The 18,998-nt window shown below is 52.9% G+C and carries 17 protein-coding genes; 11 read left to right on the top strand and 6 right to left on the bottom strand.

What is annotated here, in order from left to right:
* Window position 1 precedes the first annotated feature (1 nt).
* Entirely contained in the window at window positions 2-1,051 is a 1,050-nt protein-coding gene (locus tag J6J28_RS09360; RefSeq protein ID WP_301721304.1) for a GGDEF domain-containing protein, read from the bottom strand.
* A gap of 133 nt (window positions 1,052-1,184) precedes the next feature.
* On the opposite strand from J6J28_RS09360, the gene J6J28_RS09355 reads away from it, so the two are divergent.
* The 7 genes from J6J28_RS09355 to J6J28_RS09325 all read left to right on the top strand — a co-directional run bounded on the left by J6J28_RS09355 (window position 1,185) and on the right by J6J28_RS09325 (window position 8,512).
* Window positions 1,185-1,910, top strand: a complete 726-nt coding sequence (locus J6J28_RS09355) for a metalloregulator ArsR/SmtB family transcription factor (RefSeq protein ID WP_301721302.1) — start codon at window positions 1,185-1,187, stop codon at window positions 1,908-1,910.
* A 78-nt stretch (window positions 1,911-1,988) separates the two neighbouring features.
* Window positions 1,989-2,990 (top strand): ArsJ-associated glyceraldehyde-3-phosphate dehydrogenase, encoded by a 1,002-nt coding sequence (locus J6J28_RS09350; protein WP_301721301.1) that lies wholly within the window; start codon window positions 1,989-1,991, stop codon window positions 2,988-2,990.
* Window positions 2,984-4,195, top strand: coding sequence for an organoarsenical effux MFS transporter ArsJ (gene arsJ / locus J6J28_RS09345; protein WP_301721299.1), 1,212 nt, complete (start codon window positions 2,984-2,986; stop codon window positions 4,193-4,195). Before J6J28_RS09350 ends, arsJ begins: the two co-directional genes overlap by 7 nt.
* Window positions 4,196-4,246: 51 nt before the next feature.
* Entirely contained in the window at window positions 4,247-4,912 is a 666-nt protein-coding gene (locus J6J28_RS09340; RefSeq protein ID WP_301721298.1) for a hypothetical protein, read from the top strand.
* 92 nt (window positions 4,913-5,004) lie between these two features.
* On the top strand, window positions 5,005-6,486 hold the full coding sequence (locus J6J28_RS09335) for a flavin-containing monooxygenase (RefSeq protein ID WP_301721297.1): 1,482 nt from the start codon (window positions 5,005-5,007) through the stop codon (window positions 6,484-6,486).
* Window positions 6,483-7,418, top strand: coding sequence for an alpha/beta fold hydrolase (locus J6J28_RS09330; protein ID WP_301721296.1), 936 nt, complete (start codon window positions 6,483-6,485; stop codon window positions 7,416-7,418). Before J6J28_RS09335 ends, J6J28_RS09330 begins: the two co-directional genes overlap by 4 nt.
* Complete coding sequence (locus J6J28_RS09325; protein ID WP_301721294.1) at window positions 7,418-8,512, top strand: SMP-30/gluconolactonase/LRE family protein; 1,095 nt, start codon at window positions 7,418-7,420, stop codon at window positions 8,510-8,512. The genes J6J28_RS09330 and J6J28_RS09325 overlap by 1 nt, the downstream gene beginning before the upstream one ends.
* On the opposite strand, the gene mscL is transcribed toward J6J28_RS09325, so the two are convergent.
* Entirely contained in the window at window positions 8,509-8,970 is a 462-nt protein-coding gene (gene mscL, locus J6J28_RS09320; RefSeq protein ID WP_301721293.1) for a large-conductance mechanosensitive channel protein MscL, read from the bottom strand. The genes J6J28_RS09325 and mscL overlap by 4 nt on opposite strands.
* Before the next feature lie 179 nt (window positions 8,971-9,149).
* Here mscL and J6J28_RS09315 point away from each other — a divergent pair, with 179 nt between their 5' ends.
* The 3 genes from J6J28_RS09315 (at window position 9,150) to J6J28_RS09305 (ending at window position 13,681) form a co-directional block, all read left to right on the top strand.
* Window positions 9,150-11,312 carry a TonB-dependent siderophore receptor gene (locus J6J28_RS09315; RefSeq protein ID WP_301721291.1) on the top strand — a complete coding sequence of 721 codons (2,163 nt, stop codon included), beginning with the start codon at window positions 9,150-9,152 and terminating at the stop codon, window positions 11,310-11,312.
* 3 nt (window positions 11,313-11,315) lie between these two features.
* Entirely contained in the window at window positions 11,316-12,431 is a 1,116-nt protein-coding gene (locus tag J6J28_RS09310; RefSeq protein ID WP_301721290.1) for a PepSY-associated TM helix domain-containing protein, read from the top strand.
* Window positions 12,432-12,511: 80 nt separating this feature from the next.
* Window positions 12,512-13,681 carry a DSD1 family PLP-dependent enzyme gene (locus J6J28_RS09305; RefSeq protein WP_301721289.1) on the top strand — a complete coding sequence of 390 codons (1,170 nt, stop codon included), beginning with the start codon at window positions 12,512-12,514 and terminating at the stop codon, window positions 13,679-13,681.
* An 11-nt stretch (window positions 13,682-13,692) separates the two neighbouring features.
* Here the strand turns inward: J6J28_RS09305 and J6J28_RS09300 are convergent, their stop codons facing one another.
* From J6J28_RS09300 to J6J28_RS09285, 4 genes are all read right to left on the bottom strand, one after another.
* On the bottom strand, window positions 13,693-14,160 hold the full coding sequence (locus tag J6J28_RS09300) for a DUF4440 domain-containing protein (protein WP_301721288.1): 468 nt from the start codon (window positions 14,158-14,160) through the stop codon (window positions 13,693-13,695).
* A gap of 25 nt (window positions 14,161-14,185) precedes the next feature.
* Complete coding sequence (locus J6J28_RS09295) at window positions 14,186-14,779, bottom strand: LOG family protein (protein WP_301721287.1); 594 nt, start codon at window positions 14,777-14,779, stop codon at window positions 14,186-14,188.
* A gap of 13 nt (window positions 14,780-14,792) precedes the next feature.
* Window positions 14,793-16,160 carry a M24 family metallopeptidase gene (locus J6J28_RS09290; RefSeq protein WP_301721286.1) on the bottom strand — a complete coding sequence of 456 codons (1,368 nt, stop codon included), beginning with the start codon at window positions 16,158-16,160 and terminating at the stop codon, window positions 14,793-14,795.
* Between the two features lie 113 nt (window positions 16,161-16,273).
* On the bottom strand, window positions 16,274-17,611 hold the full coding sequence (locus J6J28_RS09285) for a DASH family cryptochrome (RefSeq protein WP_301721285.1): 1,338 nt from the start codon (window positions 17,609-17,611) through the stop codon (window positions 16,274-16,276).
* A 120-nt stretch (window positions 17,612-17,731) separates the two neighbouring features.
* Between J6J28_RS09285 and J6J28_RS09280 the strand changes: the two genes are divergently transcribed.
* Window positions 17,732-18,985, top strand: a complete 1,254-nt coding sequence (locus J6J28_RS09280) for an APC family permease (RefSeq protein ID WP_301721283.1) — start codon at window positions 17,732-17,734, stop codon at window positions 18,983-18,985.
* Window positions 18,986-18,998 lie beyond the last annotated feature (13 nt).

Below are 18,998 nucleotides of genomic sequence, written 5' to 3'. Positions count from 1 at the left end.
ACTATTTTTCGAGTCTGGTGACGCGGTTGCGGCCGCAGGATTTGCTGATATAAAGGGCCTTGTCCGCGCGGTTGAGGATACGATTCAGGGTTTCATTCGGAGCGAGCTGACTGACACCTATGCTTAAGGTGACGGTCATATCTTTTTTCAGGTTATCACTCCAGTTAAAACTACTAATGGCCGCACGGATGCGTTCGGCGACCTGTTCTGCGGTGGTAATATCGGTTTCCGGCAGCACCACCAGGAACTCCTCGCCTCCCCAACGGCCAATGAGGTCATGCTGACGGAGCTCCATGCGGATGAGCTTGGCCAGATGTTGCAGCACTTCATCACCTTTTAAATGACCAAAAAGGTCATTGATGAGCTTGAAATGGTCGATATCAATCAGTAGCACCGACATGGGCTTTTCATAGCGCTCGGAGCGGGTAATTTCCGCTTCGGTCAGCTCGGTGAGATGACGGCGGTTATGCAGCAGCGTCAGACCATCGGTGCTGGCGAGGCGATTCAGTTTGCGATTGGCGGAGCTTACCGTACGGACATAGATAAACCCCAAATAGCTAAACATCCCAAACACGACACTCAGGTTAAAAACGTTAACCCCAATCAAAGCTTCTGCAGAGATGGGCTGCAGCGGAGCGAAATAGAGGCTGGTAGCATAAAGCCCGACATAGTAAGCCCACAGCAGGACCAATAAAATGATGGCATAGCCCAGTCGCATCGTCACCGCCAAGGCTGGAATGAACATCAAAAGATAGTAATGAAAGCCACTATCCCAGCCAATCAGAATGATCCCCAGAGCCGAATGCACCAGCACCTCGGTCCACACCAGTACTATTGCCAGGCCATTCTGACGTTGACCGAAGGCATAAAAGGCCCACGCATACATGGCGACACTGACGACATTTACCCAGGCAAGAATGGGCGAATCAAGTGCCATAAAAATAGCAAAAAACGCAATGTCTACTATTGCAGCGAGCTGGCAACAGCGTCGCGCGACCTGCCAAAACTGCGGGCGCTGTTCGCTGTTTTTGCTACGCTCCATGCTGGTCATCAGGCATCCCTTAGTAATATTGTTTCAAAAAGTTAAGTTTAGATGAAAAGAGAAGAAAGTATAAACTACACTTGCTTTGAATAATATATATGGCTTACCGTATATATAACTTCAATTAGGCTCAGGCTTAACTATGAAAATTCTTTTCTTATGCAGTGCAAACTCGGCGCGCTCAATTATGGCGGAGGCTTTGTGCCGGCAGTTCGCATCTGCCGAGATTGAAGTGAGCAGCGCAGGCACCGACCCGACCAAGCCAGAACCTGCGGCACTCGAAGCGCTACAAAGCATGGGCATTGCCACCGATGGTTTGAAGTCTAAAGCGCTTGATGAGTTCGCCGACACCGAATTTGATTACGTTATTAGTCTTTGCGATCGCGCCCGTACCGAATGCCAGGCCGACTTTAGTGGGCAGAACTTCATCGCCTGGGATTTTCTGGATCCGGTGGCAAGCCGTGCAAGAGATGCGTTCAGGAAAACAGCCCAGGAGTTGAGCGAACGTATCCGTATGTTCTTACTCATCCTGAGCAAATCATCGACCGCTCCGCATTTGTACAACGCTCCGCAGGAATTTTTTAAAGTCATGGCCGATCCGCTCCGTTTGCAGCTGATCGTACACACCGCGCAAGGAGGGGAAGTTTGCGTTTGCGATTTCGTCAGCTTAACGGGTATGTCTCAGCCTAAAGTATCACGCCATCTGGCGCAGTTACGCGAATACGGAGTGCTGCTCGACCGCAAGCAAGGACGCTGGGTGTATTACCGGTTGAACCCGGCACTGCCGGACTGGATGGCGAAGATTATTCAGCTGACCCTAAGTCACAACCCACAACTGATAGAGGCACAACAGAATGAGTGTGTCTGACCACTTACTTAGGGCTTTCGTCTATTATTAATTTAAGAATCGGACAAAACATTGGTTTCAAGCGAAAAAGGAACGGGTATGACAATTAAAGTCGGTATTAATGGTTTGGGCCGTATTGGTCGCCTGGCGTTGCGGATTGCAACAGAACGTAGCGATCTTGAGGTCGTGAAACTCAATGACCCGGGTGGTAATGCCGAAGCCTTCGCGCATTTGCTGAACTTTGATTCGGTACACGGTAGTTGGAACCGACAGGCCAGCGCCTCAGGAGATCAGCTACTGGTGGACGGCCAGGGTATTGGCTTTTCGCAATTCAAAAGTATTGCGGAAAACGACTGGAGCGAATGCGATATCGTGCTTGAGTGCTCTGGCAAGATGAAGACTGTTGAGGTGCTGAACGCGTACCTCGAGCAAGGGGTGAAGCGTGTGGTCGTGTCTGCTCCGGTCAAAGAAAAGGGCGCTTTGAATCTGGTGGTGGGGGTCAATGACCATTTATTTGATCCCGCGGAACATCGTATTATCACCGCGGCATCCTGCACCACCAATTGCTTAGCGCCAGTGGTCAAAGTTTTGCACGAGAACATTGGTATCAAGCATGGCTCGCTGACCACCATTCACTCGATCACGAACACCCAGACCATTCTTGATGCACCCCATAAAGATTTACGTCGCGCCCGCGCGTGCGGCGAAAGTCTGATCCCTACATCGACGGGTTCCGCGACTGCCATTATAGAAATTTTTCCGGAACTCAAAGGTCGCCTGGATGGCCACGCGGTGCGGGTGCCATTGGCGAATGCGTCGCTCACCGACTGTGTCTTTGAGATGGAACGGGAAACCAGCGTTGAGGAAGTGAACAAGCTGTTTAGTGCTGCTGCTGAAGGGGAGCTTAAAGATATCCTTGGTTATGAAGAACGCCCGTTAGTTTCCATTGATTACCGTACGGATCCGCGTTCCAGCATCATTGATGCGCTGTCGACGCGAGTCATCAACGGCACCCATGTGAAAGTCTATGCCTGGTATGACAACGAATGGGGTTATGCCAATCGCGCGGTGGAACTTGTTGCCCGGGTGGGCGCATGCTGAGTCAGTTATCTCCTGCAGTTCGTCAATATCTGCTGGTGACCGGTAACTACTGGGCCTTTACCCTTACCGACGGCGCGCTGCGCATGTTGGTGGTGCTGCATTTTCACCAACTTGGCTACAGTGCCCTTGAAGTGGCGATGCTGTTTTTATTCTATGAATTCTTCGGCATTGTCACTAATTTGTTTGGCGGCTGGTTAGGCGCGCGCTGGGGACTGAACCGCACCATGAATGTTGGCCTGGGACTGCAGGTGCTGGCGCTGGGGATGCTGCTGGTGCCCGATGCGATGCTAACCGTGTTGTGGGTAATGACGGCACAGGCTTTGTCGGGGATCGCCAAAGATCTCAATAAAATGAGTGCAAAAAGCACCATTAAGCTATTGGTGCCGGAAGATCAGCAGGGGCGTCTCTACAAATGGGTCGCGTTGCTGACGGGGTCCAAAAATACGCTAAAAGGCGTGGGCTTCTTTTTAGGCGGCGTATTGCTGACCCTGCTGGGTTTTCAGGGGGCCATGCTGGCCATGATGGTGATGCTTGCGGCGGTCTGGGTGGGTAGCCTTATCTTTTTGAAAAAAGGCTCAGGCCGGGCGGATAATAAGCCTAAATTCAAAGACGTGCTGTCGAAGAGCCCGGCGATTAATATCTTGTCCATCGCACGTTTTCTACTCTTCGGTGCGCGTGATGTCTGGTTTGTGGTGGCGCTGCCGGTATTTCTGGCCAGTGAAATGGGTTGGGACCACTGGCAAGTCGGCAGTTTCTTAGCCGCCTGGTTGATTGGTTATGGCGTAGTGCAAGGTGCTGCGCCTAAATTAACCCGCAATGCCGATGCCAGCCCGCGCAAGCAGGCTCGCATCTGGGGGGCAGCCCTTAGTTTGTGCCCCTTTGCCTTGAGCCTGGCGTTATGGCAACAGGCACCGCTGGCGGCCAGTATCATGTTGGGATTGGGACTGTTCTGCATCCTGTTTGCAGTGAACTCATCACTGCATAGTTTTCTGATTGTCTCGTACGCGCGCTCCGACGGGGTTTCCCTGGATGTTGGCTTTTACTACATGGCCAATGCCGCTGGGCGGCTGCTTGGTACGGTGCTGTCAGGCTGGATTTATCAGGAATACGGACTGGTCGCCTGCTTGCTGATTTCCACCGGGCTCATACTGTTGTCAACGCTGACGATTAGCATTTTGCCGCAGCGGCAAGTTGGAAAAGAATGAGTTTGTCTCCTAATGTTGTCTTAAACAGACATCGATTAAGGACATCCTGTTATGTTTTCTAAAAATGCGCTTGTTGCTGCTGTGATTATCCTCTGTTTCCCCGCTCTGGCATGGGCGGATGGCAGTGCCTCCATCATGTCGGGAGGAGAAACCACCACGGTCGAATTTTCGGGGGAAAAGTTTTTGCGTATGGATGCGCCGGAAGCAGGTGGCTATATGCTGTTGCGCGATGACAAGCTTTATTCAGTCGCCCACGAAGGTGACAGAGTTATGGTATTTGATATTGCCGCTGCGCTTAAGGCGATGGGGGGAAGCGCCAGACAGGAAAGTTTCTGGGATGAAGATGTGGTTGAAGTTGTAAGCTTTGAAAACACCGGTGAAAACGAAACCGTCGCCGGTATCCGTGGCGAAGTTTACGAGCTGCAAGCATTGAACAGAGAAGGCAAAAAACAAGTCTCAACTCTGGTGTTAACGGAGCATCCGATTGTTGTGGAGCTCTCTGCTGCCATGTTCAGAATGAGTGAAACTCTGGTGAATGCTATTGGCGATGAAACACCCCGCTCTCTGCTGATGATGAAAGATCATATTATTGCCAAGGACAAGGGGATATTACGTCAGGGAGAAGACTTTGAAATTATCTCAATCACCGAGAATTCGCCCAGCGCAGAGCGCTTTGCGTTACCTGCCGAACCGATGAAATTACCGTTTGGCGGATAGCCCGACGCGAAAGCCTTGCTTTTCATTTGGGCCGAACACTGCTAATTTGCAGGACATAACAATAACAATTGAGTCGCCTTGCGTCGTCCTCCATGAAAGCAACAGAACACACCTATGAAGTCCTGATTATTGGTACCGGTTTTGGTGGCCAGTCGGCAGCTCTGCAACTAAAAAAACGCGGTATCGATGACTTCGTCATGCTTGAACGGCGCGATTTTATGGGCGGTACCTGGTGCCAGAATTCTTACCCGGGTGCGCAAGTCGACGTCCAGTCCCCGCTGTATTCGCTGGCCAGTGAACCCTATCCCTGGTCGCAGATGTTTGCCGAGCAACCTGAACTTGAAGCTTATACACATCATGTTTTAACTAAACATGAACTGGCGAATAAGGTACGGCTGCGCCGCACGGTCACCGAACTGCGCTGGTTGGCGGAGCGTTGCTGCTGGCAGGTGACGACCGACCATGAAGTTTATTTCGCTCGTTCCGTCATCAGTGCGCAAGGTCCGCTAAGCAATCCGTTGATCCCTGACTTTGCCAATCAAGATGCCTATCAGGGAAAGACGTTTCATACCAACCAATGGGATCATGGCTTTGCTTATAGTAACAAGCGGGTGGCCATCATCGGTAGTGGCGCCAGTGCCGCGCAAGTCATCCCCGCAATTGCCGATAAGGTGGCCCAGCTGCATGTTTTTCAGCGCACACCGCACTGGGTCATGCCACGCCCCGACCGGCGTTTTCCAGCTTGGTTCCAGCGCCTGCTAGGGGTTAACTTGTTTTACCAGACCTTACGAAAAGCTATTTATTGGGGACTGGAGTGGCGGGTTCTGGCCTTTAAATATTCGAAGACGCTGATGAAATTGTTCGCTGAGCGTGAGGCACGCAAGCACCTGCGCGAACAGATCCCCGATCCAGAATTGCGTGAAAAGCTTACTCCTGACTACATGATCGGCTGTAAGCGCATCATTGTGTCGAATACCCTGTATCCGGCGCTGGCGCGTGAAAATGTCACCCTGCACGATAAAAACGATGGCATTGCCCGCTTTACCGAGCAGGGTATTATCACTACGCAGGGCACGGAGCTGGAGCTTGACCTGGTGGTCTATTCGACCGGCTTTAAGGCCACGGACGGTGCGCTGGGCTTTGATGTCATCGGTCGTGACGGCAAGCGTCTGGATGAGGTCTGGGAGGATTACCCGCGCGCCTATTTGGGTACCACTATGCCGGGTTTCCCTAATTTATTTCTGGTCACCGGACCCAATACCGGCATCGGCCATACCTCTGCGATTTTCGTGATTGAATCGCAAATGTATTACATTATGCGAGCTTTAACCGAGTTACGGCGACGCCATCAATGCGTGATCGAGGTGACCGAGGAAGCCGAACAAGCCTACACCGACATGATCCACCGGGAGATGGCCAAAACCGTCTGGCAAAGCGGTGGTTGTGAAAGCTGGTACAAAAGCAAAAGTGGCAAAGTGACCGCAATGTTTCCAGGCTTTAGCTTTGTCTATCGCTTGCTGGCACAACGGTTCAGAGCCAAACATCATCAATTTAGCAACGGAGAGCGCGCATGAAAAAGGCCATTCTCGTAGTCGGCTTGCTGCTACTGGTGGTATGGGGCGCAACGCGTTTCCCGGCCACCGGGCAATGGGTCTATCAGGCCACGACCCGGGTCGAGGCGATGCTGTATGGCTTTGACAAAACCTCGGTCGCCGTTGGCGACCTGACGTTTTCCTTGTATCAGCGCAATGGCACAGATGCCAAGGCACCGACATTAGTACTCTTGCACGGCTATACAGCATCTAAAGAGCTTTGGTTGCGTTTTGCGAATCAACTGGACGAGCGCTACCAGGTGTTGATTCCGGATCTTGCTGGTCATGGCGAGACGGGCTTTGACCCGCAATGGAGCTATCGCCCGACGGCACAGGCCACCCGTGTGAAACGTATGCTTGATGCGTTGTCCGTTGAGCAAGCAGTGCTGATAGGCAATTCCATGGGGGGCTTAATCGCAGCCAACTTTGCTATCGATCATGCCGGCCAAACACAAGCGCTTGTGGTGATCGATCCCGCTGGCGTACGGGCTCCAATTCCGAGCCGCGCCGAGCTACTGTTTCAACAGGGAGAATCTCCTTTTGAAATTGACTCATGGCAGGATTTTCAGGAGTTTTATAAGTTGACGATGGCAGAACCACCTTTTGTTCCCGATTTCGTGTTACGCGGCATGGCCGAGCGCTATCAGCAACGCAAAGCCCAATATGTTCAGATTGCCGAGGATTTTCGCAATCTCGATCAACTTGACGGGCGTCTGCAACAAATTGAGGTGCCGACTTTGGTAATTTGGGGCAGTGTTGATCAGTTACTGGATGCGTCGAGCGCTGAGGTCTGGCAACAGCAACTTCCGCAGAGCGAGCTGGAGATTTTCGCCGGAGTGGGTCACATGCCTATGGTCGAACGTCCGGCGCAAACTGCCGGGCGGGTGCAGGAATTTTTAAAGGGTATCGAGTGATGACCAACACCCCAGGACCAGGCTACGTGTTCAAGCGCTTTTTGTTGTTAGCTGTGCTGTTGTTTGCTGCGTATCTGTTGTTGTGGCCAGTCACTATTGAGCCGCGGTCGTGGAATGCGCCCCGCGATCGTGGTTACGTCGGAGCCTACACGGTGAATCACGCGCTACAACAGCTTGAGCGGATCAGTCTACCGAATTCCGTTGGCCCCGAAGATATTGCCATTGACGCCGAAGGCCGGCCAGTTTTTGGGGTGTTAAGTGGTGACATTTTGCGGCTTGAGGCAGATGGCAGCTTTACCACCTTAACCACCACCGGCGGCCGGCCCTTAGGTCTGGAGTTTGACCAGCAAGGCGGGCTTTGGATTGCGGATGCCTATCAGGGACTCATGTACTGGTCTCCTGAGTCAGGTTTAGAGCTTCTGGTTACTCAGGTGGACGGTGTGCCCGTGCGTTATGCCGATGATGTCGATGTTGCCGCAAATGGTACGGTTTATTTTTCAGATGCCTCGACCCGCTTTGCCGCCGATAGTCTTGGCACCTATGCGGCCAGCCTGCTGGATATTATGGAACATGGCGGCAATGGTCGCTTATTGGCGTTTGAACCAGATAGCGGTCATACCTATACCGTGCAGGGAGGACTGCACTTTGCCAACGGTGTTGCCGTCAGTCACGACCAGCAATGGGTGATGGTGGTGGAAACCGGCAGCTACCGGATACTGAAAATTGGCATTGGCGAGCGCAACAACGGCGAAGTCATCACTCTCATGGACAACTTGCCGGGCTTTCCAGACAATATTAACGATGCACCAGATGGTCTGTTTTGGGTGGGACTGGTCAGCCCCAGAAACAGCATGCTTGATGCGCTCTCTGATTATCCGTTGGTCCGTAAAATGATTCAGCGCTTGCCCGCTTTTATGCGCCCTGCGGCGGAGCGCTATGGCCATCTCATTGCTATTGATAGTAATGGCAGTGTGGTCCGCAATCTGCAGGACCCGGAAGGCGGTTTTGGCCAGATCACCGGGGCTGCAGCGAACGATACTTATATTTACGTCAGCAGTCTGCATGAGAACGCGCTGGCGCGACTGAAACGTTAATCCGTTGCCGGCGCTTTTAGCTCAGAGGTGCAGCTCGGACAGCGCGTTGCTTTCAGCGGAATGGTTGAATAGCAGTAGTCGCAAGCTTTAGTGGTGACTGCCGCCGGCTCTTCTTTGGCGCGTAAGTTGTTCATACCTTTTACCAGCATGAAGACAGCGAAGGCGACAATGAGAAAGCTGATAGTGTTGGTAATAAAGAGTCCGTAATTCATGGTCACGGCACCGGCTGCTTGTGCATCAGAAAGTGCCACGTAGGGACCAGGGTTCTCCACGCCCTTTTTTAGCACCCAAAACATATTATTGAAGTCGACGCCGCCCAGTAACAACCCAATCGGCGGCATAATAATGTCTGCGACAAAGCTTTTCACAATGGTGCTAAAGGCACCGCCGATAATGATACCCACGGCCATGTCGACCACGTTGCCTTTTAGGGCAAACTTCTTAAATTCCTTCAGCATAAAATCCGTTCCTCTTCAAAAAACCATGAATTTCATCTTTTTAGACGTTTAATTTCTTATAGCTCAAATAGTTAGGAAAGCAAGTGAAAGACAATTGTTTAATCGTATTGCGAATGATTCGCATTTGGTTTAGTATGCCGCCCATAATTTTCGCTAACTTTAGTTCTGGAGATATCTACGTGCGTTATTCAGCAATCACACTGGCACTATTTTCTGCGAGCCTTGCTTCGGCTCCGGCTTTTTCTGCAAAGATGCTTGAGCCACAAACCATGGAAGCGATGGAGCGTCTGCAAATCACTGGCCAGAAGCAAAGCGGCTATTTGACTGAAGAGCAGCAGGGTGGCTCGAAATTAAAACTGTCGATCAAAGAAACTCCGCAAACGGTGACTGTGATCAGCAAAGAGCAGATGCAAGATTTTGCCCTGGATGATCTGAACTCGGTTTTGGAAACTTCCGCAACGGTCAATGTCGAGCAGGTCGAAACGGACCGCACCTACTACAGCTCGCGTGGCTTTGAACTGAATAACTTCCAGGTCGACGGACTGGGCCTGCCGCTGATTAACAGCAACACCCACGGTCGTCTGGATAGCGCTTTGTATGAACGTATTGAAGTGGTGCACGGTGCTAACGGCATCATGACCGGTGTCGGCTCTCCGGCGGCCACGGTGAACCTGGTGCGCAAACGGCCCACCTCTGAGGTGCAAGGCTATGTCAGTGGCACCTTGAGTTCATGGTCAGGACAGCGCCTGGAAGGCGATGTCAGCGGTGCATTGAACAATTGGTTACGCGGCCGTGCGGTGGTCGTGGTGGACAATGGTGAGTCGTATCTCGACCGTTATGAAAATGAAAGTGAAGTCTTTTACGGGGTGATTGATATTGCCCCAAGCAATTCAACTCTTATCACCCTGGGTCACAGCGAGTCACGCAGCAAAACCGATGGTAATATGTGGGGCGCACTGACGTTGTTTTATGGCGACGGTACTCCTACCAACTTTGACCGTTCAACAAATATTGCCGCCGATTGGTCCACCTGGAATGTGAAAGAGTCACGGAGCTTTATTGATCTGGAGTCTGCGCTGAGCGATCACTGGACCTTGCGGATGGCCTATAATCGCGTCCGTACCGACGAAGACAGCTACTTGTTTTACACCTATCTGCCTGACCCGGCCACGGGACTGGATCCGGAAACAGGTTTAGGCTTGGTCGGCTATGCCAGTGAATACGATTTAGACGACAAACAGGACATGTTCGACGTGTATCTGAGTGGCTCGTTTTCTGCCGCAGGCCGTCAACATGAGGTGGTGGTCGGTGCCAGCCACGCACGTCTGGATTATATCGATACCTCCCTGTATGACTTCCATACCGGTAATGGCTTCCCGGCTATGCCGGCTCTGGAAGACTGGGATGGCGACACGCCTTTCCCTGAGTTTACCGATGGCTTAGCGGGCAGCGAAATTGATAACACCCAAAAAGCGGTGTACGCACAGGCACGTTTTGCCCTTACCGATGCGACCAAATTACTGGTCGGTGGTCGTTACAATGACTTCACCACTGAAGGTGTCGGTTATGGTGTCGACCAAAGCCGCGATGATGCGCAGTTCATTCCGTACCTGGGCCTGACCCATGACTTGAATGAGGTGGCAACGGTTTACGCATCCTATACCGAAACCTTCATGGCGCAGACCCAGGTGGATCGTAACTTTAACCGCATTGACCCACTGACCGGTGAAAACACTGAAGTTGGTATCAAAATGAGCTTATTTGGCGATCGCGCGCTCTTGTCGGCTGCTTACTTTGACGTGCAACAGACCAACCTGGCGGTTGGCGACGGTACTGTTGAAAACCCGAATACAGGTGCGCCTACTCAGGTGTATCGCACCACTGATGGTGTCAGTTCAAAGGGTTTTGAAGCGCAACTTGCAGGTACGTTAGCAACTGGCTTGCAAGGTACCCTGGCGCTGACCTCATTTGAGGTCGACGGCGATGAAACCGTTGAAGACTATACACCGGAGAACCTGTTCCGGGCGTCATTAACCTATCAGCCGGAAGCCATTGCTGGCTTAAAATTGGGTGCAAGCTTCCTCTGGCAGGATAGTATTTCACGGTTCCAGCGTTACGTTGGTGATAGTTATGCCAATGCCGGCGACCCTATTATCACCCGTCAAGGTGCTTACGGACGACTTAACCTGATGGCGAGCTATGCTTTCACCGAGCAACTCAAGCTGACCTTGAATGCGAATAACCTCGGTGACAAAAAATACATCAACAGTTTGTTGTGGCCCAACCAGGGTTACTATGGTGCGCCGCGAAACTACTCCGCGAGCTTAACCTGGGCGTTTTAAACCATGCGCAAGACTCTCCATAAATGGCATGGTTGGATAGGGATCATTATTTTGATCCCTTTCCTTTTTGTCTGTCTGACCGGCAGCATTCTTATCTTCAAAAAAGAAATTGATGCGTGGCTGATCCCGGAGGTTACCGGACTTTCCCAGACCGGCGGTGAGCGCTTGTCTCTGAATGCCTTGACTGAACGGGTGAACGCGCAGCTGCCGGACTATGAAATTGGTAGTTGGGAGATTTTCCCGGCGGGTCACGATGAAGCCGATCGGGTGTTCGTGATCAAAGAGGGTACCGACGAGTGGCATAAGGTCCACCTGGATCCCTACACTGGTGAGCTGTTGAGCCAGCCGACCACACCGGGCCATTACCTGACCGACTGGTTGCTGGAGTTGCATTACACGCTGCTGCTTAACGATATCGAGGGGCTAGACGAGCACCTGGGTCTGATTATTACCTTTATACTGGCAGTGTTCCTGGTCTTTATGGGCATTTCCGGACTGATCATCTATCGTCGTTTCTGGGCGCGCGTGTTCACCCTACGCTGGAATCAACGATTATTAGTGGTGTTTAGCGACTTGCATAAAATGTTTGGCACACTGGCGTCACCGATATTGCTCATTCTGGGTATTACCGGCGGTTACTACAGTGCCATCATTTACTGGGAAGAGTTTAAAGAGCATGGCGATGGTGCTGAGCACCACATCATGTCGGAGCGGTTGTACGCGGACCACCTGGATATCGATAGCCTGGTGGCGCGCAGTCAAGATGCCATAGATGACTTTAAGCCGACCTATTTGTTGTTCCCCTTTGAACCCGAATTACCTTTCACGGTATTTGGCCGGGCGCCGACAGCGAATCCGTTACTAAGCAACTATGGCTCGGTGGTGAACTTTGACCCCTGGACGGGAGCTTATCAAAGTACCTACAACCTGAATGAACAAGGCGTCGGGATGAAAACCCTGGATAGTTTCCGGCGCCTGCATTTTGGCACGTTTGGCGGCTTACCTATTAAAATCTTATGGTGTGTGGTCGGCTTGACCCCGTTACTTTTAGGAATTACCGGAACTTACCTATGGTGGCAAAGGCGCAATAAAAGTGCCCGTAAACGCCGCCGTCGATAAGGTTGTGCCTGCTCCTGCACGCATCGTGAGGTCGCACTCGCGTGCAGGAGCACTTGTCGCTTTGCCATTGCTCTTCCATAATGAGCATTACTTCCACAGCAACATCTGCAAAAGGCACCCATGCGATGAACAATCTGGCTGATTTAACCACGCCCTACCTCTTGCTTGATCCCGAGAAAATGCGCGCGAACTGTGAACGTTTACAGAAGCATATGGATAAACTCGGCGTGCCCCTGCGTCCCCATGTAAAAACCGCGAAATCCGTCGATATCGTGCGCCGGATGATTCCCGCCGGGCGGGGGCCTATCACAGTTTCTACGCTGAAAGAGGCGGAATATTTCGCTGAGCATGGCTTTACCGATATGACCTATGCAGTCGGTATTAGTCCTGACAAGTTGCCGCGGGTGGCACGACTAAACAGGGCGGAGGTGACTCTCCGCGTATTGTTAGACAGCAAAGCGCAAGCGGAAGCTGTGGTGGCTTTTGCGAAAATGGAGCGGCTTAGCATTCCCGCACTGATTGAAATTGACTGCGACGGCGAGCGCGCCGGGTTACAGCCTGGTGATGATAAAATCGTCGAAATTGGGCGAATACTGCATGAAAATAACCAACTTGCAGGGATTTTAATGCATGCGGGCGGGTCTTATCATTGTCCCGATAAAGCTGCCAAGCAAGCTGCCGCTGAACACGAACGCATGACTGCGGTCGCAGTAAAACAACAGTTACTTGATGCGGGGCTGCCCTGTGAGATCGTCAGTGTCGGCTCGACACCGACAGCGCATTTTGCCAAAGATCTGACGGGCATAACCGAAATGCGCGCGGGGGTTTACGTTTTTCATGATCTGGTGATGGCGGGTATCCACGTCTGTAGTACCGACGATATTGCAATTAGCGTTGTGGCGACAGTCATTGGCCACCGCCCCGACAAGGGCTGGATCATGACCGATGCGGGGTGGATGGCGTTATCCCGGGATCGCGGTACAGCGAAACAAGAGGTGGACCAGGGCTATGGGTTGGTCTGTGCGATGGATGGCACCCCTTATCCGGATTTGATTGTGGCCAATACCAGCCAGGAACATGGTGTGCTGGCGCTGCGTAAAGGTAGCAAAGCCAAACTGCCGGAACTCCGCGTGGGCAGCAAGGTACGCATTCTCCCGAACCATGCCTGCGCCACGGCCAGTCAGTTTCAGGGCTACGTTGTGCCCGACGGCGATGAACTGGTGTTCTGGCCGCGCATCAACGGCTGGTAATTGGCCCCGCGTTAAGGTTGTGTGGCTGGCGCGGCGCGAGTGGCATGCCAGTTGACCGCTTGCCAGCCGTCACGCCGGGGCACCAAAACCCCACTGTTTAAAAAGGTCTCGCGGGACTGATCCAGCACCTGGGTGGAAACCAGTGTGAAGTTGACAATTACAGCTGTGCCAAAGGATTTCAGTTCAATATTTTCAGCCGTGTACCAAGCGGTGACTTCACCATCGCTAAGCGCTTCACTGTCCATCAGGCCTTGCATCAATTCGGCTTTACCAAAGCGTGTACCGTTGGAGCTGGTATAGGTCAGTTCTGGCGCCCAGAATTTATCATGGGCCTGCGCATCGTTGATCGATGCCCCATAGAGAAAAGCCTCAATGGCTGCGGTCACCTGTTGCGCCTCACTCGCACTGATAGGACGTGCTTCCTGAGCGCTGACCACGCTGCTTAGTAACAGGACAAAGGTAAGAAAAAGAGTACGCATAAGTGTTCCATCATGGTTGTTAAAATTAAGTCTCTGCGGCGGTTATCCATTTCGGCTGCTGCGGTGCTTCGTGCGCTTCCATCAACTCGAGCAGGGTCACCGGGTCGTCGTGGCTGAGCAAAAGATGACGGTGCTCGTCACGAATGAAGCCCTGAGAAACCGCCCCCTCAAGAAAGTTGAGTAGGCTTTCATAGTAGCCGTCAACGTTAAGGACTGCACAACTTTTTTGGTGAAAGCCAAGCTGCGCCCAGGTCAGCATCTCAAAAAGTTCTTCGAGAGTTCCCATGCCGCCGGGCATAGCGATAAAGCCGTCAGCTAACTCTGCCATTTTGGCTTTGCGGGCATGCATTGAAGGCACCACATGCAACTCGGTCAGCCCCTCATGAGCCAACTCTTTATCGACCAGAGCTTGCGGGATCACCCCGATGACCTGGCCGCCCTGTGCGAGCACGCGATCCGCAAGAATTCCCATTAAGCCGACGCTGGAACCACCGTAAACCAAAGTGATACCGGCGTTGGCCAGAGTATCTGCAAGCTGCACGGCGGCGTCCTGATAAACCGGACTAAAACCTGCGTTGGCACCGCAGTACACACAAATCGTCGTTAATTTTTCAGACATGAGCCCGCTCCAGTTAACGTATGACATGCCATTGGGTCTGGCGACCGGCAAGGTAAGTGACCGCAGTGCCGTCGAAGAAGGCACTTTGCTCAAGCATGATTTGCACGTTTTGTCCGTCCCACATTTGCAGAGGAACCTTAACGTTACCCTCAATGGCGTAAGCCGTATTGGCATAGATCGGCCAGTCGCCACGAATCGGAGTAGGCCCTTGGTTGTCCCACATGCCAATAGTTGGCCCTGGCGCGTGACCGTAAAAACCCAACGGGTGGGTGTAGGTGCTGGACATCAGGCTTGCTTCAGTGCTTTTTAGCAGGGTCTGTTCAAGTACTTCGTTGCCGCTGCGGCCGGTCTTGAAGGCAGCGGTCAGGTGATCCTGCCATAAGTTCCCGCGGGCCATGGCGTCCTGCAGTTCCTGTGGTACCTCGCTGGTGCCAAAGGGGAGCACGTAGGCCAGCTCCTGGGTGTCGGTACAGAGTTTCAGGTAGCAAATACCGACATCGGTGTGGATGACATCGCCCCGTTGAATGGTGTGCCCGGCCTGACCGCAGAAGGCTTGTTCGTCGGTACAGCCATTCCCGGCGCGTTGCAGAGTGACATAAGGCATAAACCAGATCGGCAGTTGCAACTCGGCAAAACGGTCACGAATAAACCAGGCAACATCTTCGGTGGTGGTCACGCCTGGAGTGATGACTTTATTGCTGAAAGCTTCGGCGATGACCCCGCGGGCGAGCGCGACAACTTGCGGATAGACGGCAACTTCCTGTGGCGTGCGGGTTTCCACCCAGCGTACCACCAGCTCTTCAGCCGAGACCAGACGCTGCTGCAGGTCAGCGGATAATACCTCACGTAAACGCTCTTGCAACCCGTGGGTCAGGCCGTCTGCCACCGGCCAGTCGCGGGAGACATTAATGCCGATACGCTGCGGGTTGCGCTCGGCAATCAAATCCGCCAGCGCTTGCCATTGTTGGTCGAGATCGCCGCCAGACCAAACGGATTCGTAGGGTTCGCCCAATGGGTAGCGGTTGACCGACAGACGCTCAACGGTACCGTCGGCGTTACGATGAAACACCAGCATGGTCGTGCGGCGGGCAGCAAAGGTGGGCTGCGGCACTAAGGTGTAATACACCGGATCTTCAGCATACTCGCGATTGATGACCAGCCACATATCGATGTCAGTTTCTGCCATAAGCTGCGGCAACAGCGTCTGCATACGTTCGTTGAGCATGGCATTTTCGGGGGCGATACGGGCTTTGTGACTGAGCACTGAAAACTCTTCGGCGCTTTCAATGACGCGCCCTTGCTTAAACTCTGCTGCTGTTGCCAACGGGTTGGTCGCAATAACACATGCCATGGCGACAACAGTTTTTAGGATTGAATGCATAGACGCTTCCCCGGCCTTTGGTGGACAAATAGTAGTTTGCTCGTCCTCGATAGTAGCCAGCTTTATCAGGTCAGTGCAACGAACAATTGTTGCGCATGCGTTGATCGGCTGTGTTACTTCGGTGGGTGAATTGGCCAGTCGGCGGCATCAACCCAGTCGAGCGTTGCTTCAACCTTGCCGTGCCAGCGTGCGATGAAGTCGCCATTGGGATCGTATTGGCGGGTCTGCTTGTCCAGATCAAAGCGGCGATGTCCACGTGGGTCGGCGCCCACCCCTGCCAGATACTGCCAGTTGCCCCAGTTGGAGCTGACATCATAGTCGATCAACTGCTGCTCAAAAAACGCCGCGCCGTAACGCCAGTCCAGTTGCAGTTCATGCACAAAACAACTTGCTACCAATTGTCTGCCCCTATTGGAGAGGTAGCCCGTAGCATTGAGCTGGTTCATGCAGGCATTGACGATGGGGAATGGCGTAGTGCCACTGCACCACTGTTGCCAGCGGCCCGCATAAAAACTGGTTTGCGGGCGCTGCTGTCTGATGCCATTAAAGGCAAAAAGTGAACGTCCATGGCGGTGTCCATACCAGTGAAAGTACTCGCGCCACAGCAGTTCAAAGAAGATCCAGTAGGTACTTTCATTGGCGCCCTGTTGCTGTTCATAATTCAGCAGTTGCTGGTGCAGGCGCCTGACTGAGAGTGAGCCATCGGCGAGCCAGGCGGAAAATTTAGTGGAAGCAGACCAGCTATCGAGTGCATTGCGGGTTTCTTTATAGGTGCTGGCGGCGCCACTGGCAAAGTAAGCTTGCACGTGTTCATACGCGGCATGACTGCCGCCGACAAATTGACTATGCTGCGGCGCTGTGACAACCGGCAAAGGCTGCCGGGGTACAGCACGCAGGCCTGCTGGTGGTGGCGGCAACTGCCGCGGCGACGAAAGCGGCGCAGGGATTGCGTCCCGAAGATCCTTTTGTTCCAGTTGCCGGCGGAACTTCGAGAACGAATCAGGCAGATCAGTCAGTGTAAATGGTAGTTGCTGCTGCTCCCAAAGACTCTGACTGCCCATCGCATGATGCTGCAACAGGGGGTAGCGGCGCTTAAGGAGCTCCGCGTAGGTCCGCTCGTAAACACCGGGGTGCTCAGCGTAATAAAGGGCATCAACATTGTGTGCGGTGATGAGCTCGGCAATAGCATGTAAAGGAGATTGCGGAAGCACCAGCAATTGCTGGCCAAGCTGTTGCAGCAGCGCATCTAAGTTGGTCAGGCTCTCCCAGATAAAGCGCCACCTGCGCTCGCCAATACTGCGCAAGCCGTACCGGTTGGCATCAAACCATTTGGGATTGGCACAATACAGAACAATCAGCTGCTGACACTCTGCAGCTGCTTTGCAAAGCAGTGGGTTATCATCGGTTCGTAATTCATTTTGTAGCCAGACGATGCCAACGCGGTGTTTCATAGAGAACGTCTTCATTATGAGTTTCAACTGTGTACGTTAAACTTAGCAAAGCAGATCGATGACACCAATGGTGTGCGTGGGTACACTGGGCTAACAGTAGCAAGTTTTTGGGACAGAACCATGAGTGACGCGCGACTAATACGCACGACCGGCCTACCGGGCGCAATTGTTTTGGGGTTGGGATCCATTGTTGGTACCGGAGCCTTTGTGAGTTTGGGATTCGGCTACGGCCTTGCCGGCGACGGTTTGCTGATCGCTATTTTACTGGCCGCCTTTGTCGCCTTATGCAACGGATTGTCGAGCGCGCAGTTGGCTGCCGTGCATCCGGTAAGTGGCGGTACCTATGAGTATGGCTATAAATTTCTGAATCATGATTTAGGCTTTAGTGCCGGTTGGCTCTTTGTCTGCGCAAAAAGTGCGTCTGCGGCAGCGGCGGCTCTGGCCAGTGCCTGGTTGCTGAACCATTATCTTGGCTGGTCTGAAGGTGCAGTCATCGCCTTGGCGGTCGGATTACTGGCAGCGATTACCGCATTGGTACTTGCCGGCTTACGGCGCTCCAATCAAGTCAATGCGCTGATGGTTTTACTAGCCATCGCAAGTTTGTTGGTGTTTGTGGTCTGGTCAGCTCAGCAGCCACAAGAGGCGATGTCGATGCCTGTAACTGGAGGCGGTAATAGCAGCTGGCGTGACCTGTTGGCTGCCGCAGCATTGCTATTTGTTGCCTACACTGGTTATGGACGTATCGCCACCATGGGTGAAGAAGTACAGCAGCCACGGCGCACGATTCCGCGGGCGATCATCGCCACCATGATCGTGGTCACGCTGCTCTACGGAGCGGTCGGCTGGGCCATCGTTCATCTGGCTCCGGCAGGTATTGGCGAAGATTTCATTTTAACCCAGCTGATACCCGCAGGTCAGGTCCACAATGTGGTCTTTGCCGGCGCCATCATTGCTATGTTGGGGGTCACCTTGAATTTGGTGCTGGGTGTTTCACGAGTGATTCTGGCCATGGCGCGGCGCAATGATCTGCCGTTACGCTGGGCAAAGTTAAATGTCGGCAATACCTCGGCACCGGCGGCGACCCTGGTGACCGCCGCCATTATGATGGTGATTGCGCTGTTCGGCGGCATCAAGCTAGCATGGACATTTAGCGCGTTTACCGTACTTATCTACTACAGTATCACTAACCTTGCCGCACTTAAGGTAGCACCAGAGCAGCGATTTATTGCCCGGTTTTGGTCAGTACTAGGACTCATTGGCTGTGTAAGCCTGGCGCTGATGGTGGAGTTAACTCTCATTGGCGTGGGCGTGGCTCTTTTGCTGGTTGGACTAATCTGGCATCGTTATCGTTACCAAAAGCTGCTTGAAAGGTGAACAATCTTTAGCA

This window comes from Pseudidiomarina terrestris (assembly GCF_030466375.1).
GTDB classification, from domain to species: domain Bacteria; phylum Pseudomonadota; class Gammaproteobacteria; order Enterobacterales; family Alteromonadaceae; genus Pseudidiomarina; species Pseudidiomarina terrestris.
This window is presented reverse-complemented; position numbering and strand designations above follow the sequence as displayed.